General features: G+C 62.5%; 19 protein-coding genes and 1 pseudogene. 12 read left to right on the plus strand and 8 right to left on the minus strand.

Translation table 11 applies throughout. The annotated features are described in order from the left end of the window. The first annotated feature begins 271 nt into the window (after window positions 1-271). Window positions 272-691 carry an RNA polymerase-binding protein DksA gene (gene dksA, locus BLU35_RS10510; protein WP_034794589.1) on the plus strand — a complete coding sequence of 140 codons (420 nt, stop codon included), beginning with the start codon at window positions 272-274 and terminating at the stop codon, window positions 689-691. A 126-nt stretch (window positions 692-817) separates the two neighbouring features. Here dksA and BLU35_RS10515 read toward each other — a convergent pair whose 3' ends face one another. After that, window positions 818-1,819 carry a flagellar biosynthetic protein FliO gene (locus tag BLU35_RS10515; RefSeq protein ID WP_093233025.1) on the minus strand — a complete coding sequence of 334 codons (1,002 nt, stop codon included), beginning with the start codon at window positions 1,817-1,819 and terminating at the stop codon, window positions 818-820. Between the two features lie 264 nt (window positions 1,820-2,083). Between BLU35_RS10515 and cckA the strand changes: the two genes are divergently transcribed. Beyond that, complete coding sequence (gene cckA, locus BLU35_RS10520) at window positions 2,084-4,711, plus strand: cell cycle histidine kinase CckA (RefSeq protein ID WP_093233026.1); 2,628 nt, start codon at window positions 2,084-2,086, stop codon at window positions 4,709-4,711. A gap of 99 nt (window positions 4,712-4,810) precedes the next feature. Here the strand turns inward: cckA and BLU35_RS10525 are convergent, their stop codons facing one another. Further along, window positions 4,811-5,740: a pseudouridine-5'-phosphate glycosidase gene (locus BLU35_RS10525; protein ID WP_057248919.1), complete on the minus strand. Its 930-nt coding sequence runs from the start codon at window positions 5,738-5,740 to the stop codon at window positions 4,811-4,813. A gap of 31 nt (window positions 5,741-5,771) precedes the next feature. Then, window positions 5,772-6,719 carry a carbohydrate kinase family protein gene (locus tag BLU35_RS10530; protein ID WP_093233027.1) on the minus strand — a complete coding sequence of 316 codons (948 nt, stop codon included), beginning with the start codon at window positions 6,717-6,719 and terminating at the stop codon, window positions 5,772-5,774. A 321-nt stretch (window positions 6,720-7,040) separates the two neighbouring features. Here BLU35_RS10530 and recA point away from each other — a divergent pair, with 321 nt between their 5' ends. Beyond that, window positions 7,041-8,132, plus strand: a complete 1,092-nt coding sequence (gene recA / locus BLU35_RS10535) for a recombinase RecA (RefSeq protein ID WP_057248921.1) — start codon at window positions 7,041-7,043, stop codon at window positions 8,130-8,132. Window positions 8,133-8,360: 228 nt separating this feature from the next. Beyond that, window positions 8,361-11,024, plus strand: coding sequence for an alanine--tRNA ligase (alaS, locus tag BLU35_RS10540; protein ID WP_093233028.1), 2,664 nt, complete (start codon window positions 8,361-8,363; stop codon window positions 11,022-11,024). Between the two features lie 96 nt (window positions 11,025-11,120). Here the strand turns inward: alaS and BLU35_RS10545 are convergent. Beyond that, a pseudogene (locus BLU35_RS10545) lies at window positions 11,121-12,778 on the minus strand (SulP family inorganic anion transporter). A 191-nt stretch (window positions 12,779-12,969) separates the two neighbouring features. On the opposite strand from BLU35_RS10545, the gene BLU35_RS10550 reads away from it, so the two are divergent. Next, window positions 12,970-13,821, plus strand: a complete 852-nt coding sequence (locus BLU35_RS10550) for an AraC family transcriptional regulator (RefSeq protein ID WP_057248924.1) — start codon at window positions 12,970-12,972, stop codon at window positions 13,819-13,821. A 237-nt stretch (window positions 13,822-14,058) separates the two neighbouring features. Here BLU35_RS10550 and BLU35_RS10555 read toward each other — a convergent pair whose 3' ends face one another. Beyond that, on the minus strand, window positions 14,059-14,520 hold the full coding sequence (locus tag BLU35_RS10555) for a GNAT family N-acetyltransferase (RefSeq protein ID WP_210185128.1): 462 nt from the start codon (window positions 14,518-14,520) through the stop codon (window positions 14,059-14,061). Between the two features lie 146 nt (window positions 14,521-14,666). Next, window positions 14,667-15,881, minus strand: a complete 1,215-nt coding sequence (locus tag BLU35_RS10560) for an NADP-dependent isocitrate dehydrogenase (RefSeq protein ID WP_057248926.1) — start codon at window positions 15,879-15,881, stop codon at window positions 14,667-14,669. 275 nt (window positions 15,882-16,156) lie between these two features. Here BLU35_RS10560 and BLU35_RS10565 point away from each other — a divergent pair, with 275 nt between their 5' ends. From BLU35_RS10565 to murI, 3 genes are all read left to right on the plus strand, one after another. Beyond that, on the plus strand, window positions 16,157-18,133 hold the full coding sequence (locus tag BLU35_RS10565; protein WP_093233030.1) for an FUSC family protein: 1,977 nt from the start codon (window positions 16,157-16,159) through the stop codon (window positions 18,131-18,133). A 65-nt stretch (window positions 18,134-18,198) separates the two neighbouring features. Beyond that, window positions 18,199-19,044, plus strand: coding sequence for an RNA methyltransferase (locus tag BLU35_RS10570; RefSeq protein ID WP_093233031.1), 846 nt, complete (start codon window positions 18,199-18,201; stop codon window positions 19,042-19,044). After that, window positions 19,031-19,876 carry a glutamate racemase gene (gene murI / locus BLU35_RS10575; RefSeq protein ID WP_093233032.1) on the plus strand — a complete coding sequence of 282 codons (846 nt, stop codon included), beginning with the start codon at window positions 19,031-19,033 and terminating at the stop codon, window positions 19,874-19,876. The genes BLU35_RS10570 and murI overlap by 14 nt, the downstream gene beginning before the upstream one ends. Here the strand turns inward: murI and BLU35_RS10580 are convergent. Further along, a complete protein-coding gene (locus BLU35_RS10580; RefSeq protein ID WP_093233033.1) occupies window positions 19,873-20,058 on the minus strand; it encodes a hypothetical protein in 186 nt (61 codons plus the stop codon). The genes murI and BLU35_RS10580 overlap by 4 nt on opposite strands. A gap of 329 nt (window positions 20,059-20,387) precedes the next feature. On the opposite strand from BLU35_RS10580, the gene BLU35_RS10585 reads away from it, so the two are divergent. After that, window positions 20,388-21,905: a helicase HerA domain-containing protein gene (locus BLU35_RS10585; protein WP_058328261.1), complete on the plus strand. Its 1,518-nt coding sequence runs from the start codon at window positions 20,388-20,390 to the stop codon at window positions 21,903-21,905. A 55-nt stretch (window positions 21,906-21,960) separates the two neighbouring features. Here BLU35_RS10585 and BLU35_RS10590 read toward each other — a convergent pair whose 3' ends face one another. Further along, the gene (locus BLU35_RS10590) at window positions 21,961-22,296 is read right to left on the minus strand and encodes a cupin domain-containing protein (RefSeq protein WP_162730482.1); all 336 of its coding nucleotides are present in this window, start codon (window positions 22,294-22,296) and stop codon (window positions 21,961-21,963) included. Window positions 22,297-22,411: 115 nt separating this feature from the next. On the opposite strand from BLU35_RS10590, the gene BLU35_RS10595 reads away from it, so the two are divergent. The 3 genes from BLU35_RS10595 (at window position 22,412) to BLU35_RS10605 (ending at window position 24,868) form a co-directional block, all read left to right on the plus strand. Then, on the plus strand, window positions 22,412-22,939 hold the full coding sequence (locus BLU35_RS10595; RefSeq protein WP_057248931.1) for a MarR family winged helix-turn-helix transcriptional regulator: 528 nt from the start codon (window positions 22,412-22,414) through the stop codon (window positions 22,937-22,939). Between the two features lie 227 nt (window positions 22,940-23,166). Beyond that, window positions 23,167-23,784, plus strand: coding sequence for a 30S ribosomal protein S4 (gene rpsD / locus BLU35_RS10600; protein WP_057248932.1), 618 nt, complete (start codon window positions 23,167-23,169; stop codon window positions 23,782-23,784). A gap of 136 nt (window positions 23,785-23,920) precedes the next feature. After that, a complete protein-coding gene (locus BLU35_RS10605) occupies window positions 23,921-24,868 on the plus strand; it encodes a glutaminase (protein WP_093233035.1) in 948 nt (315 codons plus the stop codon). Window positions 24,869-24,870: the final 2 nt, after the last annotated feature.

The following is a 24,870-nucleotide window of genomic DNA, read 5'->3' on the forward strand; positions in this document are numbered from 1 at the left end:
ATCGGCAAGCTGCTGCGCTTTGCCGCGGTCGCGATCAGGCGATCCAATGACGCAAACACATCAGTCTCACTTTTCAGCGAGGACGGCCGGACGCAGCGGTACGTACAAGCAGGAATTCAAGTTCCAATGTGTAATTTTGATGAAATATTCGTCAGTTAGCCTGAATCGCGAGCAATATTAAAATACGGTTGAGTGCCTGTTCCGAGGCTTGAATCGAGGCTTCCATAGGTCTATACAGCGCCGCAATGAGATGTTCTTCAGGAGAATCGCGTTGAGTGAGAAGATCGATCTTAGTACCTTCGTCCTGTCCGAGGACGATGAATTCATGAATGCCAACCACCGGGCGTATTTCCGGGCCAAGTTGAATGCTTGGAAAAATGACATCCTTCGTGAGGCACGCGAGACACTGGATCACTTGGCAGAGGAGAGCGCCAATCATCCCGATCTCGCAGACAGGGCTTCTTCCGAAACGGATCGGGCAATTGAGCTCAGAGCCCGGGACCGTCAGCGCAAGCTGATCTCCAAGATCGACGCGGCGCTGCAACGGCTCGATGAAGGCACCTACGGCTACTGCGAAGAGACCGGTGAGCCAATCGGCCTGAAGCGGCTGGACGCACGGCCAATCGCAACCCTGTCGATCGAGGCGCAAGAGCGTCACGAGCGTCGGGAAAAGGTCTACCGGGACGAATAGGATATCCGACTATCGGAACTGTCTGAAAAAAGGCGCGGCTCAAACCGCGCCTTTTTCTTTTGGACCGATTGCTTACCAAGGGTGGACCGCTTCGCGATGCCCAGCGGCGTCACCCGCGAGGGGAAGCTATGGCTTCCGGCCGGCGGAGATATCGGCCAGCATACGGTTCATTTCTTCTTCGATGGTCGGCTCCTTGCGGCCGCCTTCGGCGCCGGGGGCGCCAAGCGTCGGCTCCTGACGGCCGGATGGCGCCAGGGAGCGGCTCTCCGGTGCCACCATGTTCGTGGAGGCAACGGTGCCTGGGTTCGGTACTGTGGCCGGGCCAAGACGCTGCAGGTCGCCGCTGATCTCCGCATCGAGCAGGCGCTCGAAATCCGTGAGGGCAGTGGCCGGCGCCGGCTGGGGCTGCTGGATGGTGGGGGCCGGGTGCTGCAACTGCACGGGTTGTACGGGGATTGGCTGCGCCTGGACTTGCTGGACCGCCGGTGCGGACCTGTTTATGGCGATTTCGAAGTTCGACTGGGGCGCCGAAGCGGCCGTGACAGCCGGGATTTCCGGAGCCTGCTGCACGGACGGACGGACAGGCGGACGTTGTTCGGCCGCAAGGACGGGTGCGGCGACCGGGCGCTGCTCCACGACAACGCGCGGCGGCGCGGCCGGCTCGATACGGGTGACCGGTTGTTCCTCCGGTTGGGCAACGGGGCGGACCGGCGTTACGGCGGCGACGGTTTCAGCTTCAAGCGAAGGTGCGGCTTGTTGCGGAAGCTCTCGCGTTGCCGGCCGGCTGTCCACTGCCAGCGGTTCCGCTACCTTGCGCTCCGCGACGGCCGCACGCTCCTCGGGCGCACCGATCCGGCTCTCGATGACGATATCCGTCGGGCCGCCGATCATGATCAGATGCTCGACATCATCGCGGCGCACGAGCACCAGGCGGCGACGGGTGTCGACGGCAGCGGCATCGAGCACGGCAAGGCGCGGCTGGCGGTTCTTGCCGCCGCGAATGAAGGGCGAGGAGGGGCGATTGCGCATGATCCAGAGCACGGCCACGAGGCAGAGAAGTCCGATCGCGACGGCTGCGGCGGCGATGACGAACCGGCTGCCATTGTCTGCGATGATCGTTTCCATCATAGGCTGAACTCCTTCTGCCTTTCGAGTGCCAGTATTTGACGGCTTTTTTCGGGCCCGGACAAGGACTTCGCCGACATTCCCTGTGAATTGGCTGCAATGCTTCCGCAGAGGTGCTTTTTGCTGTTATCTCTGATTGTTAAAGATGATTCTTGTCCGAATGATCGAGGGCCTATCGGGAATGACCGATTTCGCCCGGCGGATTACGCGGATACCGGCCGGAAGTGCCGGCCCGCGCGCGCGGTGCCGGCCGCATAAGAGGATCCGATGACGAAACTGCGGCAGTCAGGCGACTACCAGATGCCGGTTGTTGACCGTGGCGTCAGGCCAGGCACCGTGCTGCGGATCGTTCTGCTCGCGATCGTCCTCACCGTGTCAGCCATCGCCTTCGTGATCTTCAAGAACGAGATGGAAAACGAGATCGTTCTCGGCATCCTCGGCGTTCTTGCCATGGTCGGCATCTTCTTCCTCGTCTCCTCCGTCATCGGCTTCATCGAGGTCATGCCGCAGTCGCGCCCGGACGAACTGGCGCGCGCCTTTCTCGATGCCCATGAGGACGGCACGATCGTCACCGACCGCAAGGGCCGGATCATCTACGCCAACGCCGCCTATGGCGCGCTGACGGGTGCCAAGAGCGCCGCCGGCATCCAGTCGCTGGAAACCATCCTCTCGCGCAATCGCGAGGCGACGGAAGCGATCTATCGGCTGACGAACGGTCTGCACGAGGGCAAACAGGGGCATGAGGAATTCCGCCTGCTGAAGCCGCTGGCAACCAGCACCTCCAGCGGCTCCGGCGCCCATTGGTTCCGGCTGAAGGCGCGAGTTCTGCCGCTCGAAGACAGCGAGCGCAATCCGCTCTATCTCTGGCAGATTGCCGACATTACGGCGGAGCGCGACGACCAGGAACGCTTCTTCAAGGAACTGCAGAACGCCATCGACTATCTCGACCACGCGCCGGCCGGCTTCTTCTCCGCCGGGCGCAAGGGCGAGATCTTCTACATCAACGCCACGCTCGCCGATTGGCTCGGCATCGACCTGACCAAGTTCCAGCCAGGCTCGATCAGCATCGGCGACCTGGTGGCCGGCGAGGGGCTGACGCTCGTCCAGGCCGTGCAGGCGGAGCCTGGCCTGAAGAAGACCAAGATGCTCGACCTCGATCTGCGCAAGCTGAACGGCCAGAGCCTGCCGGTGCGCATGATCCACCGCGTCTCCTCGACGCGTGACGGAGCACCCGGCGAAAGCCGCACCATCGTCATGTCGCGCGAAGGCGGCGAGGACAACGAGCAATCGGCGTCGAGCGCGGCAATGCGGTTCACGCGCTTCTTCAACAACACGCCGATGGCGATCGCCTCCGTCGATGGCAAAGGCCGGATTCTGCGCACCAACGCGCCGTTCCTGAAGCTCTTCTCCGGCCTCGTCTCGCAGGACGACGTCGAGCGCGGAGCGCTGATCGAAGCCGTGGTGCACGAAACCGAAAAGGGCCGTCTGCACGAGGCGCTGGCGGCAGCCAAGGACCGGCAGGGTGACATCGCGCCGATCGATGCGCTGCACCCGAAGGATGGTGAGCGCCACTTCCGCTTCTATATCAACGCCGTAATCGACCAGAGCGATCAGTCGCCAGAGGAAGCGGCAATCATCCATGCGCTTGAAATCACCGAGCAGAAGGCGCTCGAGAACCAGATGGCGCAGACCCAGAAGATGAACGCTGTGGGCACGCTCGCCGGCGGCATCGCGCACGACTTCAACAACGTACTGACGGCGATCCTGCTGTCGTCCGACCACCTGCTCCTGTCGGCCCGTACGGCAGATCCGAGCTTTGCCGATCTCATGGAGATCAAGCGCAACGCCAACCGCGCTGCAGTGCTTGTGCGCCAATTGCTCGCCTTCTCGCGCAAGCAGACGATGCGGCCGACGGTGCTCAATATGACGGATGTGATCGGCGACCTGCGCATGCTGGTCGACCGCATGACCGGAACCAACGTCAAGGTCGAGGTGGACTATGGCCGCGATCTTTGGCCGGTCAAGACCGATCTCGGCCAGTTCGAACAGGTGCTGCTGAACCTGGCGGTCAATGCCCGCGACGCAATGCCGGAGGGCGGCACGATCACCCTTCGGACGCGCAACCTGCCTGCCGCCGAGGTTGCCGCCTTCGGACGACGCGAGTTGCCGGACGACGATTTCGTGATGGTCGAGGTCGCCGACCAGGGGACCGGCATACCGCCGGAGATCCTCGACAAGATTTTCGAACCGTTCTTCACCACCAAGGAAGTCGGCAAGGGCACTGGTCTCGGCCTGTCGATGGTCTATGGCATCGTCAAGCAGTCGGGCGGTTACATCTATCCGGAATCGGAAGTCGGCAAGGGCACCACCTTCCGCATCCTGCTGCCGCGCCACATCGAGGTGCCGGTAGTGGCCGAAGAGACCAATCTGGCGGCGACAACAACGGCGGAGGCGGCTCCGGCGCGGGTAGCGCAGGCGATTGCAGCACCGGCGGCAAAGACCGAGGAGCCGGCCGATCTCACCGGGGATTCAGCCGTCGTCCTGCTTGTCGAGGATGAGGAGGCGGTACGCCGCGGCGGCAAGCGCATGCTGGAAACGCGCGGCTACACAGTCTACGAGGCGGGCTCCGGCGTCGAGGCGCTCGATATCATGGACGAGCTCGACGGTGCGGTCGATATCGTCGTTTCGGACGTGGTGATGCCGGAGATGGACGGACCGACGCTGCTGACCGAGCTGCGCAAAAAGTACCCGGACCTGAAGTTCATCTTCGTTTCCGGCTATGCCGAAGACGCCTTTGCCCGCAACCTGCCGGCCGACGCGAAGTTCGGCTTCCTGCCGAAGCCGTTCTCGCTGAAGCAGCTCGCAGTCTCCGTGCGCGAAATGCTCGACTCCTAGATCAGCGATCTGACACTGAAATCATCAGCCGGTGGAAGTCGGACATGAAAAAGCCCGGCGCTTGCGTGCCGGGCTTTTTCATCTGTTATCCTATAGGAATTACTTGGCGTTGAGCGCGACCGCGATCTCGCCGGCAAGGCGCGCATTGTTCTCGACCAGCGCGATGTTGGTCTCGAGGCTGCGGCCTTCGGTCATGTGGAAGAGATTGTCGAGCAGGTAAGGCGTGACGGCCTTGCCGGTGATCTCGTCGCTCTCGGCATTGTCGAGCGCGCGGGTGATGTAGATTTCCATCTCTTCGCGCGGGATTTCGCTTTCTTCCGGCACCGGATTGGCTACCAGCATGCCGCCGTCGACGCCGAGCAGTTCGCGCATGTTCTGGAAGTTGGCGATCGCCGCCGGGCTGTTCAGCATCAGCGGGCTCTTGAGGCCGCTGTCGCGCGACCAGAAGGCCGGGAAGACTTCGCTGTCGTAGGTGACGACAGGGACACCGCGGGTTTCGAGCACTTCGAGCGTCTTCGGAATGTCGAGGATCGCCTTGGCGCCGGCGCAGACGACGATGACGCCGGTGCGGGCAAGTTCGTCGAGGTCGGCGGAGACGTCGAAGCTGAGTTCGGCGCCGCGGTGCACGCCACCGATGCCGCCGGTCGCAAAGACGCGAATGCCGGCGCGGGCAGCGGCAATCATCGTCGCGGCAACGGTCGTTGCGCCCGTGCGGCGCTCGGCGATCGCGAACGCGAGGTCGGCGCGCGAGACCTTCATCGCACCTTCCGTCTTCGCCAACTCCTCGAGCTTGGCGTCATCAAGGCCGATATGCAGCACGCCATGGATGACGGCGATCGTTGCCGGCACGGCACCCTGTTCGCGGATGATCGCTTCGACGCTGCGGGCCATGTTCAGATTGCCGGGATAGGGCATGCCATGGGTGATGATGGTCGATTCCAGCGCCACGATCGGCGCGCCACGCGCCTTGGCGGCTGCGACCTCGTCGGAATATGCCATCGGCAGGGAGGGAGAAGCGGGTTTGGTCATGGTCTTTCCTTGGGAGTTCTGCTGGCAATTGTCATGACAGCATTTGGGGCGTGGGCACAAGAGCCAGCGCCTGTTCGAGATTGGCCGCGGACATCTCTTCGGATGCGGCCAAGGGAGAGCGCAATGTGATTCCGGCGGCTGCGATGCCGTGCCGCAGGCACTCGGTCAGATTGCAGCCGGCGAGGCGCGCGGAGAGGAAGCCGGAGGCAAGCGCATCACCGGCGCCGGTGACGTCGGCCAGTGCCGGGAGCGCCGGCGGAACGGCAACGCAGATGCTGTCGCCATCGAAGGCGACGACCGCGCGGCCGCCGCGTGTGACCACGCCGCCATTGAGGCCCGCGCTTCTCAAAAGCGCCGGCCATGCTTCCGCCTCGGCCGCGTCCTTGCCGGTCAGCGCCCGTGCCTCGGATTCATTCATGAACAGGAAGGAGAGATGCTGGAGGCACGGCCGGTAGCGGATGACCTTGGCGGGCGAAACGGCAATGCCGGCGACGAGGCGCCCGTTGCCCGCGGCCGACTGGACCAGCGCGGCGATCGTTTCCTCCGGCAGGTTGGCGTCCGTCAGCACGAGCCTGCTCGTGGCGACGACATCGCGGAGCGCCCGGCGTTGCAATTGTCGCGGCGAGAACAGCCGGTAGAGTTCCATGTCGGCGAGCGCGATCACCAGATTGCCGTCGTTTTCAAGGATCGCGGTGTAGCTCGGCGTCTGGCGATCGAGAAAAGTGAGGGGGCTGTCGATGACCCCTGCTGCGGCCGCCGCCGCCGTCACCATCTCGCCGGCGGCATCGCCGCCGCGAGTGCTGATCATGCGCACGCCATGGCCAAGGCGCGCAAGGTTGCGGGCCGCGTTGAAGCCGCCACCGCCAGCCTCTTCGAACCAGGTGCCGGGATTGCTGGAACCCGGTGCGGTCGTCCCCGATATGCGGCCGCGCCTGTCGATATGCGCTCCGCCGAAGACGGCGATTTCAGCTTCCGTCATGAATGTTCCTCTGCTTGGCCCATCGGCCGAAATATCTGTTGGCTTTCTGCAATGGCCGAGGTCCAAATTCCAAGGACCCATGCGCCCGATCTCTTCGTCTCAGGCGAATCGGCCAAGCCCTGAGGGGCAGGTTTGAAGACGTACTGCGCGCATTTGAGAACCTATGGTTTCAATCCCGTGAACATGAAAAGAACGAAACCAAGATAATCATTGTTTTTCAATATATTGTCCTGCTCTTGCAAATACGGAACAAAACATGTACAAAAACTCCTGCGGCGGCTTCATTGCCTCGGTAGCTTCAATAACCTAAAGGTGGACCAAATGGCACAAAACTCTTTGCGGCTCGTAGAGGACAAATCGGTGGATAAAAGCAAGGCACTTGAAGCGGCACTTTCCCAGATCGAACGGTCGTTCGGCAAGGGATCGATCATGAAGCTCGGTGGGAAGGACAGCATCATCGAGATCGAAACCGTCTCGACGGGTTCTCTCAGCCTCGACATCGCGCTCGGCATCGGCGGCCTGCCGAAGGGCCGCATCGTTGAAATTTACGGCCCGGAAAGCTCGGGTAAGACGACGCTGGCGCTGCAGACGATCGCCGAAGCACAGAAGAAGGGCGGCATTTGCGCCTTCGTCGACGCCGAACACGCGCTCGATCCGATCTATGCGCGCAAGCTCGGTGTCGATCTCGAAAACCTCCTGATCTCGCAGCCGGACACCGGCGAGCAGGCGCTTGAGATCACCGACACGCTGGTGCGCTCCGGTGCGATCGACGTTCTCGTCGTCGACTCCGTCGCAGCGCTTGTGCCGCGCGCCGAAATCGAAGGCGAAATGGGCGACAGCCTGCCGGGCATGCAGGCACGCCTGATGAGCCAGGCGCTGCGCAAGCTGACCGCGTCGATCTCCAAGTCGAACTGCATGGTCATCTTCATCAACCAGATCCGCATGAAGATCGGCGTCATGTTCGGTTCGCCGGAAACCACCACCGGCGGCAACGCGCTGAAGTTCTACGCCTCGGTCCGCCTCGACATCCGCCGCATCGGTTCGGTCAAGGAGCGCGAAGAGGTCGTCGGCAACCAGACCCGTGTCAAGGTCGTCAAGAACAAGATGGCGCCGCCCTTCAAGCAGGTCGAGTTCGACATCATGTATGGCGAAGGCGTTTCCAAGACCGGCGAACTCGTCGATCTCGGCGTCAAGGCCGGCATCGTCGAGAAATCCGGTGCCTGGTTCTCCTATAACAGCCAGCGCCTCGGCCAGGGCCGCGAGAACGCCAAGACGTTCCTGCGCGACAACCCGGACCTGGCGCGTGAGATCGAGACGGCGCTGCGCCAGAACGCCGGCCTGATCGCCGACCGGTTCCTCGAAAACGGCGGCCCGGAACCCGACGACGGCAGCGACGACGCCGCCGAGGCGTGAAACACCAGGAACTGAAGCTTCCGGAGAACCGGTCGTCCTATGACGGCCGGTTTTTTGCTGCCGTCTGGACAGTATGATACGTGAACGATAAAAGCCTTTGGTTCCGGCGACCGAGGGCGTTGGAGGGCGTGGCCATCATGGATGGCCACGGGGTTTAAGGACAATGGCTTAGTGGCGCGGCAGATGCCGGATCCGGGCCGGAATCGGTGCTTTAGAATAGGACGCAAGATGAGCGGCGTGAATGAAATCCGGTCGACCTTTCTCGACTATTTCCGCAGGAACGGTCATGAGGTCGTGTCGTCGAGCCCGTTGGTGCCGCGCAACGACCCGACATTGATGTTCACCAATGCCGGCATGGTGCAGTTCAAGAACGTCTTCACCGGCCTGGAACAGCGTCCCTATTCGACGGCCGTGACCGCGCAGAAATGCGTGCGCGCCGGCGGCAAGCACAACGACCTCGACAATGTCGGCTACACCGCGCGCCATCACACCTTCTTCGAAATGCTCGGCAACTTCTCCTTTGGCGATTACTTCAAGGAGAACGCCATCGAGCTTGCCTGGAACCTGATCACTAGGGAATACGGCCTCGACGCCAAGCGCCTGCTGGTCACGGTCTACCACACCGACGACGAAGCCTTCGATCTCTGGAAGAAGATCGCCGGCTTCTCCGACGACCGCATCATCCGCATTCCGACGAGCGACAACTTCTGGGCCATGGGCGATACCGGGCCCTGCGGCCCATGCTCGGAAATCTTCTACGACCATGGCGACCATATCTGGGGTGGACCGCCCGGCTCGGCCGACGAGGACGGTGACCGTTTCATCGAGATCTGGAACCTCGTCTTCATGCAGTACGAGCAGATCACCAAGGAAGAGCGGGTCAACCTGCCGCGTCCGTCGATCGACACCGGCATGGGCCTCGAGCGCCTGGCAGCGGTGCTGCAGGGCCAGCACGACAACTACGACATCGACCTTTTCCGCGCCCTGATCGCAGCTTCCGAGGAAGCAACCGGCGTCAAGGCCGAGGGCGACCAGCGCGCCAGCCATCGTGTCATTGCCGACCATCTGCGTTCGTCCGCTTTCCTGATTGCCGACGGCGTGCTGCCGTCGAACGAAGGCCGCGGTTACGTGCTGCGCCGCATCATGCGCCGCGCCATGCGCCACGCGCAATTGCTCGGTGCCCGGGATCCGTTGATGTGGAAGCTCTTGCCGGCGCTGGTCGGCCAGATGGGCCGCGCCTATCCGGAACTGATGCGCGCAGAAGCGCTGATCTCCGAGACGCTGAAGCTTGAGGAAACCCGCTTCCGCAAGACGCTGGAGCGCGGTCTGAACTTGCTTTCGGACGCATCTGCCGATCTCTCGGAAGGCGACCAGTTCAACGGCGAAACCGCCTTCAAGCTCTACGACACCTACGGCTTCCCGCTCGACCTGACCCAGGACGCCCTGCGCGCCAAGGGCATCACCGTCGATACCGACGCCTTCTCTGTCGCCATGGAGCGCCAGAAGGCCGAAGCCCGCGCCAACTGGGCCGGCTCGGGCGAAGCGGCGACCGAGACGATCTGGTTCGAGCTCAAGGAAAAGCACGGCGCCACCGACTTCCTCGGCTATGACACCGAGACCGCCGAAGGCGTGATCCAGGCGATCGTGCGCGACGGCGCCGTCGTCGCTTCGGCAGCCAAGGGCGACACGGTCCAGGTGGTGCTCAACCAGACGCCGTTCTACGGCGAATCGGGCGGCCAGATGGGCGACACCGGCACGATCACCACCGAAACCGGCAAGCTTGTCGTGACCGACACGCAGAAGCGCGGCGAGGGGCTCTTCGTTCATTTCGCGACCGTTGCTGAAGGTACGGTGAAGACCGGCGACGCCGCGCAGCTCGACGTCGACCATGCGCGCCGCTCGCGCCTGCGCGCCAACCACTCGGCAACCCACCTGCTGCATGAGGCGCTGCGCGAAGTGCTCGGCACCCATGTCGCCCAGAAGGGCTCGCTGGTAGCCCCGGAACGCCTGCGCTTCGACGTTTCGCATCCGAAGCCGATGACGGCGGAAGAGCTGAAGATCGCGGAGGAAATGGCCAACGAGATCATCGTGCAGAACACGCCGGTGACCACGCGCCTGATGAGCGTCGACGATGCGATCGCCGAAGGCGCGATGGCACTCTTTGGCGAGAAGTATGGCGACGAAGTGCGCGTCGTCTCGATGGGCCGCGGCATTCACGGTTCCAAGGCCAACCGCGCCTATTCCGTCGAGCTTTGCGGCGGTACCCACGTGTCGGCCACCGGTGACATCGGTCTCGTCCGTGTCGTTTCGGAAAGCGCAGTCGGCGCCGGCGTTCGCCGCATCGAGGCGCTGACCGGCGAAGCCGCACGCGCCTATCTCAACGAGCAGGACGAGCGCGTGAAGACACTCGCCAACACGCTGAAGGTTCAGCCGGGCGACGTGCTCGGCCGCGTCGAGGCGCTGCTCGACGAACGCCGCAAGCTGGAACGCGAACTGACCGAAGCCAAGAAGAAGCTGGCGCTCGGCGGTGGCGGCGAGGCGGGTTCCGCCGACGCAGCCCGCGACATCGCTGGCGTTCGTTTCCTCGGCAAGGTCGTCTCGGGCGTCGAGCCCAAGGATCTGAAGAGCCTTGCCGATGACGGCAAGAAGAGCCTCGGCTCTGGCGTCGTCGCTTTCGTCGGCGTGTCCGGCGATGGCAAGGCGAGTGCGGTCGTGGCCGTCACCGACGATCTGACCTCGAAGCTCAGCGCCGTCGACCTCGTTCGCGTCGCATCAGCCGCGCTCGGCGGCAAGGGTGGCGGCGGACGTCCTGACATGGCCCAGGCCGGTGGTCCGGATGGTGAGAAGGCGGCCGAAGCCATCGAGGCCGTGGCCGTTGCACTGGCCGGGTAACCGTCAAAGACAGAAACTAGAAGGGCGCCACTTCGGCGCCCTTTTTTGTTCGATGTCCTCAAATTGTTAGAAAACGTCGGCATCGCTCTGAATTCTCTATTCTTTCGTCGCACCGCGGATGTTGTCGAGCGCAAGTTCGATGGACGCAAACGTTGCGACACGTGGCTCGTGCACGTCGTGGCTCGCCAGCATGCGCCGGACTTGGTGCGAGGCGCCGGTAACGATGAAGCGCACGCCGGTCCGTTCGGCCTTTCGGACGGTGCCTTCGATCACGTTAGCCGCGGTTGAATCCATGAAAGGCACGTCGCTGCAATCAAGAATGAAGTTGCGGCGCTGGTCGGCAATCCGGTCCAGCACCGAGCCAACAGTTGCCGCGGAGCCGAAGAAGAAGACGCCGGAAATGTGATAGATCACCGTATCCGGGTCGTCGGCGGCAACGGGATGTTCCTCGGCGCCATTTTCTTCCGCGCTGGATCCTGGGCGCTTCGCTTTGCCGATGGCGATGCTCTTGGCCATACGGTCGATGAAGAGGACGGCTCCAAGCGCGAAGCCGACGACGATACCTTCGGTCAGATCGCGAAAGACGACGATGGCAAAGGTGGCGAGCAGCACCACGGCATCGCCGCCTGACGATCGCAACAACGCCATGAAGGCCGGCTTCTCGACCATGTTCCAGGCGACGACCGCAAGCATGCCGGCAAGGGCTGCAAGCGGGATATAGCTTGCAAGTGGAGCAGCCACGAGCATGAAAGCGAGAAGGAAAGCCGCGTGCAGCATGCCCGACACCGGACTGGTGCCGCCGGCCCGCACATTCGTCGCCGTGCGTGCGATGGTGCCGGTGACGCAGATGCCGCCGAAGAGTGCCGAGCCGATGTTGGCAATGCCCTGGCCGATCAGTTCGACGCTGGAGCGATGACGCCGGCCGGTCATGCCGTCAGCGACGACGGCGGAAAGCAGGGATTCGATGGCTCCGAGCAGCGCGAACGAAACTGCATCCGGGAAGACCGCAGCGACCCGGTCGAAGGATAACGGCGGCAGCGCCGGCCTCGGCAGGCCGCCGGGGATGCCGCCAAAGCGGGTGCCGATCGTTTCGGTCGGCAGGTGTAACAGGGCGACGGCGACAGACGCGACGGCGATCGCGATCAGCATGCCCGGCCAATGCGGCCTCAGCTTGCGCAGGGCGAAGATAACAGCAATCGTCAGTGCCGCGGTTGCCACGGTCGCCGGGTTGATCGTGTCGATCGCGGCAGCGAGGGCGGTGATCTTGTCGAGGAAGGGGCCGGGCTCATTGCCCTCAAGCGTGATCCCGAGAAGATCGCGCAGTTGGCTTGCGAAGATGATCACCGCGATGCCGGCGGTAAAGCCAACGGTGACGGGATAAGGAATGAACTTGATGTATTTGCCGAGCCGCAAATAGCCGGCAGCAATCAGCATCACCCCGGCCATCATCGTCGCCAGCAGGAGACCGTCGACGCCGTGGCGATTGACCGTGGCAGCGACCAGCACGATGAAGGCGCCAGCCGGACCGCCGATCTGGGAGCGGCTGCCGCCGAGGAAGGAGACAAGAAAGCCGCCGACAATGGCGGTATAGAGGCCGCGATCAGGCGTGACGCCCGATGCGATGGCGATCGCCATCGACAGGGGCAAGGCAACGATTGCGACAGTGAGCCGGCGATCGCGTCGGCGCGCAAGCGGGCGCCGTCATATCCTTCAGTGAAAACGCTCACGATCTTCGGAACAAGAGTATCGGTCATCGGCTGGGCCTTCGGCCAGAAGAGTTCCGTATCCGGTGGATTCCGGGCGGAGCCTGCAAGACGGCAATAACATAGAGCTAGCTTGAGTCGCGGCGCTTGCAAAATTGTGGCGGTACGCCGGAGAAGTCCGCAGGATTTGTCAAATTGATCTATGGTCTACAGATCCGTGAGCAAAGCGCGAAAGGGTAGACATGGACGATCGGGTAGCGTGGGCGACCTATGAACGGCGCCTGCACAGGGTCAGCGACTACATTTATGGCCATCTCGACGGCGATCTCGACCTCGATCGTCTCTCCGAGATCGCCTGTCTATCGCCGCACCACTGGCACCGCATCTATCGTGCGGTCCATGGCGAGACGCTGGCCGCAACCGTGAAGCGGCTGCGACTGCAGCGGGCCTCGGCCGATCTCGCCCAGTCCGATCTTCCTGTCGAAGAGATCGCGCAGCGCTCTGGCTACCCCAATCTCCAATCCTTCAACCGCACCTTCAAGGGAGCTTACGGGCTGCCGCCGGCGCGCTACCGGAAGGAGGGCAGCCATGTCGCCTTTGAAACCGCGTCAACGGAAGGAATCCCTGATATGTATGAAGTCACCCTCAAGGAGGTCGAGGCCTTCGACCTCGTCGGCGTCGCCCATAGCGGCTCCTACATGGAGATCGGGCGGGCGTTCGAGACGCTCTACGGAACCTTGTTCTCGCGCCAACTGTTCCGGCCGGACATGGAAATGATCGGCATCTACCTCGACGACCCCGAACTGGTGCCGACCGACAAGCTGCGCTCCTTCGCCTGCGTCAGCGCTCGCGAACAGATGCCGGTGGAGACGCCCCTGACACAGCAGCACCTTGACGGCGGCCGCTACGCCGTGCTGCGCCACAAGGGTCCCTATGCGGATATGCCGAACGCGTACCAATGGCTCTACGGCACCTGGCTGCCACAGTCCGGCCGTGAGATCCGCGACAGCCTGATGTTCGAGAAATATCTCAACAATCCCCGCGAAGTGGCGCCGACGGAGCTGTTGAGCGAAATCTATCTGCCGCTGAAGTGAGGCTTGCAAGACGTCGGTGGTCGGTTGCGATCGGCGAAGTGGAACACCTCTGAACGGCCGACAAGGTTTCAAGCCTTGTCGGCCTTTTCCTGATGGCACCTGCCGATCCAGGCGCAGACATCCGGCCACACAAACAAGAAGGCCGGCTGAGCCGACCTCTCTTCGTCCGCCGTTTTGCAGTGCCGGTACATCCGTGGCCAGCAATCGCAATGCTATTGAGCCGTCGGCTTTCGCCCCTCACCGCCCGCAAGGCTTGATCAACTTGCTCATATTGATGCCGGTAACGCGAAAACCTGCGACATCGTAGACGTGTTTGGCACGTCGATTGTTCTCGGCGACACGCAGCTTTATCTGCTTAAAGCCTTTCGCTGAAAGCTCGGTTTCGAGTGCATTGAGGGCCTGCTTGGCGAAACCTTGCCCCTGCTGGCTGGCAAGGATGTGGAAATCGCTGATGAAGACCGAATGGCCGGCGAGGTCTGGTCTATACCAGAGGTAGCCTATGAGGCTGGAATCGGTCTCATTGATCACACAGAGCAGCACGTTGCCCGGCGTCTTCACGCCCTGCGGCAGATCTTGTGCGATTTCACGTCTTGCCTGCACCAGCGCGTCAGCGTCGGAAAAACCGTAGTTAGCCGAAATTTCAATGGCGTAGTCCGGAATGAAATAGTCGAGATAGGCCGGGTAATCGCTATCAAGCATCGGTCTGAATGAGATCATCGGTCGTTCCCGTAAGGGCTTGCCGCCGCGGAGACCAGCTGAGCGACGGTACTGGTAAAGACGGTGCTGGTAAAAAAGAAACCCGGCGCATGGCCGGGTTCCGTGTTTTTCGACGTGTCTGGCGCCGATCAGGCAGCCATGGCCTTCTGCAGGTTCTCGTCGATCTTGTCGAGGAAGCCGGTGGTCGAGAGCCAGGGCTGATCGGGACCGATGAGCAGCGCCAGGTCCTTGGTCATGAAGCCGGATTCGACGGTGTCGACGCAAACCTTCTCGAGCGTGTCGGCGAACTTCGCGAGTTCGGCATTGCCGTCGAGCTTGGCGCGGTGGGCGAGGCCACGGGTCCAGGCGAAGATCGAGGCGATCGAGTTGGTCGAGGTTTCCTCGCCCTTCTGGTGCTGGCGGTAGTGGCGGGTAACCGTGCCGTGGGCAGCTTCGGCTTCGACCGTCTTGCCATCCGGCGTCATCAGAACCGAGGTCATCAGTCCGAGCGAGCCGAAGCCCTGGGCGACGATGTCCGACTGCACGTCGCCGTCGTAGTTCTTGCACGCCCAGACGTAACCGCCGGACCACTTCAGGGCGGAGGCGACCATGTCGTCGATCAGGCGGTGTTCGTACCAGATCTTCAGTTCCTTGAACTTCTCGGCGAATTCTTCCTCGAAGACCTTCTGGAAGATGTCCTTGAAGCGGCCGTCATAGACCTTGAGGATGGTGTTCTTGGTCGAGAGGTAGACCGGAACCTTGCGCTGGATGCCGTAGTTGAACGAAGCACGCGCGAATTCGGTGATCGAATCGTCGAGGTTGTACATGCCCATGGCAACACCGGCCGACGGTGCGTCGAAGACGTCGTATTCGATTTCCTTGCCGTCTTCGCCGACGAACTTCATCGTCAGCTTGCCCTTGCCCGGGAACTTGAAGTCGGTGGCGCGGTACTGGTCGCCGAAGGCATGACGGCCGACGATGATCGGCTTGGTCCAGCCCGGAACCAGGCGCGGAACGTTCTTGCAGATGATCGGCTCGCGGAAGATAACGCCGCCGAGGATGTTGCGGATCGTGCCGTTCGGCGACTTCCACATCTTCTTCAGCTTGAATTCCTCGACGCGGGCTTCATCCGGCGTGATCGTGGCGCACTTGACGCCGACGCCGTGCTTCTTGATCGCGTTGGCAGCATCGACCGTCACCTGGTCTTCGGTGGCATCGCGGTTTTCGACGCTGAGGTCGTAATATTCCAGATCGACGTCGAGGTAGGGATGGATCAGCTTGTCCTTGATGAACTGCCAGATGATGCGGGTCATCTCGTCGCCGTCGAGCTCGACGACCGGATTGGCGACCTTGATCTTTGCCATGAATATGCCTCGTAGCTTATGCGGGACAGCGGGAGCGATGTCCCTTCCTCTCTGAAAAATCCTGTGCCCTATAGCACTCAGAACCGGCAAGGCAAAGCATGCTTGGCTGAAACTTTGGACGGAGGTTGAAACTGGCCTCGCACAAGGCTTCGGCACGCCTTTCCGGCTGGGCTTTCAGCGCGCCGGCCTTGCAAAGATCGCGCCTGCCGCTATGCAGAAAGAACCCCGCGAAGCGACGCGCACGTGAGGCGAACGCAGACAGATAAAGGCATCCGATGGCATTTCGTTCCCGTATGCGCGATTGGCTTCTTGCCAACGATCCGGCCTTCTCCCGCCTGCGGCAGGCCTCCCGCATCACCGCGACGATCGTCGTTTCCATTCTGCTGCTGATGGCGTTTCACTATCTCGTGGCGCCGCTGCCGCCGGCCGCCTTCGGCCTCGCTGCGTCGCTGTCGATCGAAGGCGGTCTCGCCGTTCGCGACACGACGGTGGCAGGCCAGCGCCTGACGCGCATTATCGCCGTCGCCGTCGGTGTTTGCATGGTCGGGCTTGCATCGGTTCTAGAGACTCATCGCTACGCATCTGATGTCGTTTTCCTGCTGATCATATTTCTCGCCGTCTCTGGCCGATCCTTCGGGCCGCGCGGCTTTGCCGTCGGCATGTTCGCGTTCATGTCCTATTTCACCGGCGCCTATCTCCGGCCGACGCTCGACCAGCTGCCGGCGCTGTTCTTCGGGGCGGCGGTCTCCGCCACGGTCGCGCATCTCGTTCGCACACGGCTGCTGCCGGACGATCGCTACCAGGACCTGCTGCGGGCAACGGCCAGCGTGCAGCGCCGCGTCGACCAGATGCTGCTGCAACTGGCGGAGATCGCCCGCAAGCCGGTTCTCTCCGAGGTCGACCGGCGTCGGCTGCACACGGCGGAGGAGCGATTGAAGGAAGCGGTGCTGATGGCCGAAAGCTTCATTCCGACCGAGAACCGGCGGCCGGAACCGGAGCCGGGCCTCGCCTCGGCCGATGTCGTCGTCAATCTTTTCGACCTGCATCTCGCGGCCGAAAGCGTGATTGTGGTGAGCTTCCAGTCGATGCCGCCGCCGGCACTGGTCGAGGCGATGCTAGCGCGGGACGGCGAGCGGATCGACGAGGAGATCGCGCGCCTTGGCGATGCGACACCACGGCGTGCGGAAACGGTGAAGGCGCTGCTCTGGCTTCGCAATGTCAGGCAGAGGCTTGCCCGCAGCCTTGCAAAGCTGACGCCAGCCGACCTCGAAGAGCCGCAGGCACACATGAGTGGCGGACCAAGCCGCTGGAAGCCATCGCTTACTGACCCGGCGCTGAAGGCAGCGATCCAGATCACGCTTGCTTCCGGCATCGCCATGGTCTTCGGGTTGATGCTGTCACGCGAGCGCTGGTTCTGGGCGGTGCTCGCGGCGTTTCTGGTCTTCACAAACACACGTTCGCGTGGCGACACGGCCGTCAAGGCGCTGCAGCGCTCGGCAGGCACCCTCTTTGGCATCGTGGTCGGCATCGTCGTCGGCACGCTGGTTGGCGGCAATATTTATCTCGTGCTGCCGCTCTGCGCCCTCTGCGTCTTTCTCGCCTTCTATTTCCTCGCCGTTTCCTACGCGACGATGACCTTCTTCATTTCCGTCGTGCTGTCGCTGGTTTACAGCCTCATGGGCGTGCTGACGCCGCATCTCCTGCAGCTTCGTCTCGAGGAAACCATGATCGGCTCGATCGCCGGTGCGGCCGTCGCCTTCGTCGTTTTTCCGACGCGCACCCGCACCACGCTCGATGCAGCTGTCGCGACCTGGTGCGACGAACTGATCGGCCTGTTGCAGGCTGCGCGGGACGGCACCTCCGGCATGGTTCTCGTTGCTCGCTCTCAGGCTCTCGACCGGGCCTATCGCGAGCTCGCGGCGGCGGCAAAACCGCTCGGGCTTCCGTGGCAGCTGGTGACACGCCCCGGCCATGTGCGCCAGGCGCTGGCAATCTTCATGGCCTGCACCTACTGGGCACGGGTCTTCGCGCGGCGCGTCGGCACGGATGCGGAGCTGGAAGGGACCGATTTCAAAGAGGACATCGACGCCAATCTCGAACTCGTCCAGTCGGTGCGCGACAAGGCGTCCGCCTATTTCTACGAGGTCGGCCGGATCGGTGCGCCGGTCGATCGGCACCTGCCGATCTCGAAGGACGATGCGGAGCTTGGTCTCGAGATGATTGGGGTCTCTCTCAACCGGCTTCATTTGTAGTGGACTTTAATTTCCGCGGTATTTGTGCAAGGGAAGCGCCGAACGACAGGCGAAGGCACGGGAAAATGGCAGGTACGAACAGCGAGCGCGAACTTCTGGTGGAAGGACCGGCGATCATCCTCGCCTATCCGCAGCTCGGCGAAAACATCGGCATGGTCGCGCGGGCAATGGCGAATTTCGGCCTGGCAGAGCTTCGGCTCGTCAATCCGCGCGACGGCTGGCCGAGCGAAAAGGCGCGCTCTGCCGCAAGCCGTGCCGACCACGTGATCGACGCTGCCAAGCTCTATAGTTCGGTCGAAGAGGCGATCGCCGACCTCAACTTCGTCTATGCGACGACCGCTCGCGACCGCGACGGCTACAAGCCGGTCCGCTCTCCGATTGTCGCAGCGCGCACGCTGCGCCAGCGCTTCCAGGGCGGCGAGAAGACCGGCATCCTGTTCGGGCGCGAGCGCACCGGGCTTACCAACGAGGAAGTGGCGCTTGCCGACGAAATCGTGACCTTTCCGGTCAACCCGGCCTTCGCGTCGCTCAATCTCGCTCAGGCCGTGCTCTTGATGTCCTATGAATGGCTGAAGACCGGCATGGAATCGGAGGACCAGACCTCGTTCCAGGCGATCGAGCAGCGGCCGGCGACCAAGGAACATCTGCAGGGGCTCTTCGAGCATGTCGAGGAAGCGCTCGACGCGCGCAACTATTTCCGCTCCGCCGACAAAAAGCCGAAATTGGTCGAAAACCTGCGCGCTGTTCTGACCAGACCATCCTTTACCGAATCCGAAATCCAGGTGCTGCGCGGCGTCATTTCTTCGCTCGACCGGTTCACGCGGGAAAACCCGCGGGGCTCCGGCGCTCCAGGTGATCACAGCAGGGGCGAGCACAACAGGAAAGCGCGAGACAAAGGTGACAGCGAGTGAACTGAAACCCATCCTCGTCTTCGACAGCGGCATCGGCGGCTTGACCGTGCTGCGCGAGGCGAGGGTGCTGATGCCCGAGCGGCATTTCATCTATGTGGCCGACGACGCCGGCTTTCCCTATGGTGGCTGGGAAGAGGCGGCGCTGAAGGCGCGCGTGATCGAGCTTTTCGGCCGGCTGCTTTCCGAGCATGATCCGGAAATCTGCGTGATCGCTTGCAACACCGCCTTTACGCTTGTCGGCGCAGATCTGCGCGCGGCCTATCCTCAGATGACCTTCGTCGGCACAGTTCCGGCGATCAAGCCGGCAGCCGAGCGCACACGTTCCGGTCTTGTGTCTGTTCTGGCGACGCCGGGCACCGTCAAGCGCGCCTATACCCGCGATCTCATCCAGTCCTTCGCCAGCCAGTGCCACGTGCGCCTCGTCGGCTCGGAAAATCTTGCCAAGATGGCGGAGGCCTACATCCGCGGCGAGAAGCTTGATGATGACGAGGTGCTCTCGGAAATCGCGCCGTGTTTCGTCGAGATGGACGGCAGGAAGACCGATATCGTCGTTCTCGCCTGCACACATTACCCCTTCATGGCCAATGTCTTCCGCAGGCTCGCGCCCTGGCCGGTCGATTGGCTGGACCCGGCCGAGGCGATTGCGCGACGTGCGCGCTCGCTCGTGCCGCAACCGAACGGCTTCGAGCCGCTCAACGGACAGGATCCGGCAATTTTCACGTCGGGAAAGCCGGATTTCGCGACGCGGCGGCTGATGCAGGGCTTCGGCCTGACGGTCACGCCAAATGCCACCGTCGATGTCCGGGTAGGGCAGGTCGCAACGACCGGTTAGAAAAGAATCGCCAACAGGATCGCGATCAACGAAACCAAGCCGCATAGAAGCAGGAAGTTCTTGTGGCGGACGGAGGCGGCCTGCGCCTTTGACAGGACGGGCTGGCCGTCCTCATAGGCATCGCGCATGCGCTGATCGAGGTTGTTCATCTGCAGTTGCTGCTCTGACTCGCTGCGACGCATCTTTGCCCCTGATCCTTGTTGCGTTCCAAACATATGGGCTCGCGCGGCAGCTGGCGAAAGGGCGATAACGGCGTCGGCCCAACTTTATGTTGTGGTTGGTGGATGGCGTGCCCGCGAGAGGCAAGCGCGTATTCTCTGTGGGTTTCCTCAGCCGCCGGCGCGATTTCCGGAAAAACCGTGCTAGGTGTCGCCCGATCGGCGGTCTCCGCATGGTCGCGAATCATCTAAAGCATTCCAGAGAAGTGCGCAGCCATTTGCGCCCGGAATTGCATGAAACCAACACATTGAGCGGTTCGACAAGCGGAACGCTCTTGCACGAAGAGGTGGAAATGAAGGTCGGCATCGACATGGGAGCGACGTCCGAAGGGACATCGGCCTCGCTCGATATCGAGGAGCTTCTGGCCACCCGTCTCCTGGTGCAGGGTAATTCCGGTTCGGGCAAGTCGCACCTGTTGCGTCGGCTGCTGGAGCAGTCGGCACCCTGGGTGCAGCAGTGCATCATCGATCCCGAGGGCGATTTCGTCACGCTCGCCGACAAGTTCGGCCATGTGGTCGTCGAGGGCGAGCGGACCGATGCGGAGCTGATTGGCATCGCCAACCGCATTCGCCAGCACCGCGTCTCCTGCGTGCTCTCGCTCGAAGGCCTCGATATCGAGCAGCAGATGCGCAACGCCGGCGTGTTCCTCAACGCCATGTTCGATGCCGACCGCGAGTTCTGGTATCCGGTGCTCGTCGTGGTCGACGAAGCACAGATGTTTGCGCCGTCCGTTGCCGGCGACGTCACCGAAGAGGTGCGCAAGATTTCGCTCGGCGCCATGACCAACCTGATGTGCCGCGGCCGCAAGCGCGGACTTGCCGGCGTGATTGCCACGCAGCGTCTGGCGAAACTTGCCAAGAACGTGGCGGCCGAAGCCTCCAACTTCCTGATGGGTCGTACCTTCCTCGACATCGACATGCTGCGTGCGGCCGATCTGCTCGGCATGGACCGGCGCACGGCGGAAATGTTCCGTGACCTGAAGCGCGGCTCTTTCGTCGCACTCGGCCCGGCGCTGTCGCGCAGACCGCTGAAGGTGACGATCGGCACGGTCGAGACATCGGCCCGTTCGACGAGCCCGAAGCTCATGCCGCTGCCGGAGGCGCCGCAGGACGTCGAGGATTTGATCTTCACGCCGGACCCGGACGAGTTGACCCGGCCGATCATGCGCCGCGCGGTCGCGCCGCCGCGCCCGACAACGGACATCCTCGCCGAACTATCACGCCCGCGGCCGGAAGCAGCAGCGCCAATCGAGGCGAGGCCGGTTCAGCCGGAGATGACCGCTGACGAGAAAGAAAGCCTGCTCGACAGCGTCTTCGCGGAAATCCTCACCAATCCGGAGGCGGCCTTCCGTCCCGATGCAGAACTGTTCCAGGACTTCCTGGTCCGTTGCCGCATTCGCCGCCTGCCGTCAGGTGCAGCACTTTCCCTCAGTGCCTTCCGCCGCAAGATGGCGGTTGCCCGTTCCGGTGTCGACGCCGAGACGGCGGCGACCGAGACCTGGGCGCAGGCCTTGCAGCTTGCCGATCGTGTGACCGAGGATCTTCAGGCCGTGTTCCTGATGATGGCGCAAGCAGCCGTCCGCCGCCTGCCGTGTCCTTCGGACGCGATGATTGCGCGCGCCTATGGCACGCATTCGGCCCGTCGTGCGCGCCGCCTGCTCGGATATTTCGAGGAACACGGGCTGATCGTCATCCATGCGGACTTTTCCGGCAAGCGCATCGTCGCCTTTCCGGACCTTGGCAGCGAAACCGCGCCGGGGGATGCGAACGGACCGGATATGGGCAACACGCCGGCCACCGCGGCCGAGTAAGCCACCTCCATTCCCGTGCCTTTGGGGTACTGACACAGCCAAAAGCGCACGAACGCTAGAGCCAGGCCTGAACCACCCGATCCGACGCGTGGATGCAGGTCATTTGCAGCCGGCCGGTGCCAGTGTTGACGAAACGATGCGGCGTCTCAGGATCGACGACGATGATGTCGCCGGCCTTGCCCATGATCTTTTGCTCACCGACAGTGAACTCCGCTTCGCCGGAATGCACGATCCAGGTCTCCGGATAGGGATGGATGTGAAGGGCGGGCCCCTGGCCGGGCTCGGCATCCATCAGGAACAGCGAGATGGGTGCGCCGTATTGCCCGCCTTCAAACAGGATGGTTCGGTTGGGGCTCTGCTTCTGCTCTGCACGCGGAATGACATGAAACATGCTGGCCTCCATCTCCGGTCGGGTTGGCTTCCCGTTGCGGATGAATTATCTTCACGAGAAGATATTATCCGAAACTATCTTCTCGTCAAGATATATTGATGAAATGAGGTGAGCAATGCAGAATGAGAACGAGGCGAGGGATCACGTCGACCGGCTGCAGGCGCAGTGGGCGGCAGAACTGCCCGACCTCAATACCGAGCCGATGACCATCCTTGGGCGCGCCTACCGCCTTTCCAACCTTGTGCGCCCGTCGATCGAGGAGACGTTCGCCTCCTTCGGCCTCGACCGCGGCGAGTTCGATGTGATCTCGACGCTTAGGCGTTCAGGTTCGCCTTATCGCCTGACGCCGACCGACCTTTATACATTGCTGATGATCTCGTCGGGCGGGCTCACGCACCGGCTCGATCGACTGCAAAAGGCTGGGCTAATCGTGCGCGAGCGCTCGGCCTCCGATGGCCGAAGCAGCGTCGTCGGACTGACCGAGAAAGGAATAGCGCTTGCGGAAACGGCGATTCGCGCGGATATGACCAGCGAGGCGCAGTACCTCGAAGGGCTGAGCAAGGAGGATCGCGCCGCATTGGCGGCGCTCCTCAGGAAACTGCTCGTCTCGCTGGAACGGGCCGAAGCCGTTGATCCGGCTTGAACGGATGCCGGTTTGTCACAATTTCGTTGACAATAGGGGCCGGACGCACTAAAGCCGCCCCAACGCCGGGCAGAAATGTCCGGTGTTTCATTTGACATGTCCCGTGGCTTCTCCGTCAGCGTGATCGTGAGAAACCTGTCAGAATCCCGAAAATGGGTTCAGAGGAGGGCGTGTTTCCTTGATCCGGTTTGGAAACAGGCCGGTGTAACTGTTTGAAAGGAAATGCGATGAGCAAGCGCGAATCGTCCAAGTACAAAATTGACCGCCGTATGGGCGAAAACATCTGGGGCCGTCCGAAGTCCCCGGTAAACCGCCGCGAATACGGCCCGGGCCAGCACGGCCAGCGCCGCAAGTCCAAGCTCTCGGACTTCGGTGTACAGCTGCGCGCCAAGCAGAAGCTCAAGGGCTACTACGGCGACATCCGCGAGAAGCAGTTCCGCGCGATCTTCGCTGAAGCTTCCCGCCGCAAGGGCGACACCCCGGAAAACCTGATCGGCCTGCTCGAGTCGCGTCTCGACGCGATCGTCTACCGCGCCAAGTTCGTTCCGACGGTCTTCGCTGCCCGTCAGTTCGTCAACCACGGCCACGTCAAGGTCAACGGCGTCCGCGTCAACATCGGTTCCTACCGTTGCAAGCCGGGCGACGTTATCGAAGTCAAGGAAAAGTCCAAGCAGCTCGTAACCGTTCTGGAATCGGTTTCGCTCGCTGAGCGCGACGTTCCGGACTACATCGAAGCCGACCACAACAAGATGGTTGCGACCTTCGTCCGCGTCCCGGGCCTCTCTGACGTTCCGTACCCGGTCGTCATGGAACCGCACCTGGTCGTCGAATTCTATTCGCGTTAATCCGGGGCTCACGCCTTGTGACGTTTCGAAAACCGCCCGGAAACGGGCGGTTTTTTTGTCGGTAGCGATTACCGTGGCGCTGCCGTCCATGGCGCGATTTCATCCCTTCGACAGGCGATGAGTGAGAGGGAAGCCGATGCCTGAGCAGAACGCTCCGCAAGACTTGCAAGCGATCATCGAGGACATCCATCGGGAACTGAGCCCGCGGTTCGGCCAGGGCAAGGTTGCCGACTACATCCCACAGCTCGCGCGCGTCGACGCCAAGCATTTCGGCATGGCGATCGTGACGACCGACGGCAAGCTCTACCGGGTCGGCGATGCCGAAGTGCCGTTTTCGATCCAGAGCGTCTCCAAGGTGTTCACGCTGACGCTGGCACTCGGCAAACATGGCGAGAACATCTGGCACCGTGTCGGCCGCGAGCCATCCGGTTCGGCCTTCAACTCCATCGTCCAGCTCGAGCAGGAAGGCGGCAAGCCGCGCAATCCCTTCATCAACGCCGGCGCCATCACCATCAGCGACCTGATCCTCGCCGGCCATACGCCGCGGGAACTGATCGGCGAAATCGTGCAGTTCATTCGCTATCTTGCCGACGACGACGAGATCGTCATCGACCACGAGGTGGCACGTTCGGAGACGGCCACCGGCTACAGGAACTTCGCGCTTGCCAATTTCATGCGCTCCTTCGGCAAGCTCGACCATCCGGTGGAGCATGTACTCGGCGTCTATTTCCACCATTGCGCCCTGGCTATGACCTGCAGCCAGCTGGCCAAGGCCGGCCTGTTTCTGGCCGCTGGCGGCAGCAATCCGCTGACGGGCCATAACGTCGTCTCGCGCCAGCGGGCGCGGCGCATCAACGCGCTGATGCTGACCTGCGGCCACTATGACGGCTCGGGCGATTTTGCCTACCGCGTCGGCTTGCCGGGCAAGAGCGGCGTGGGTGGCGGCATTCTGGCGGTGGCGCCGGGCAAGGCGTCCGTTGCCGTCTGGTCTCCTGGTCTCAACGAAAACGGCAACTCGTTGCTCGGCTCGCTGGCGCTTGAGATGCTGGCAGCGCGCACCGGCTGGTCGGTCTTCGGGTCCTAGAA

This window comes from Sinorhizobium sp. NFACC03 (assembly GCF_900103435.1).
Taxonomy (GTDB): domain Bacteria; phylum Pseudomonadota; class Alphaproteobacteria; order Rhizobiales; family Rhizobiaceae; genus Ensifer.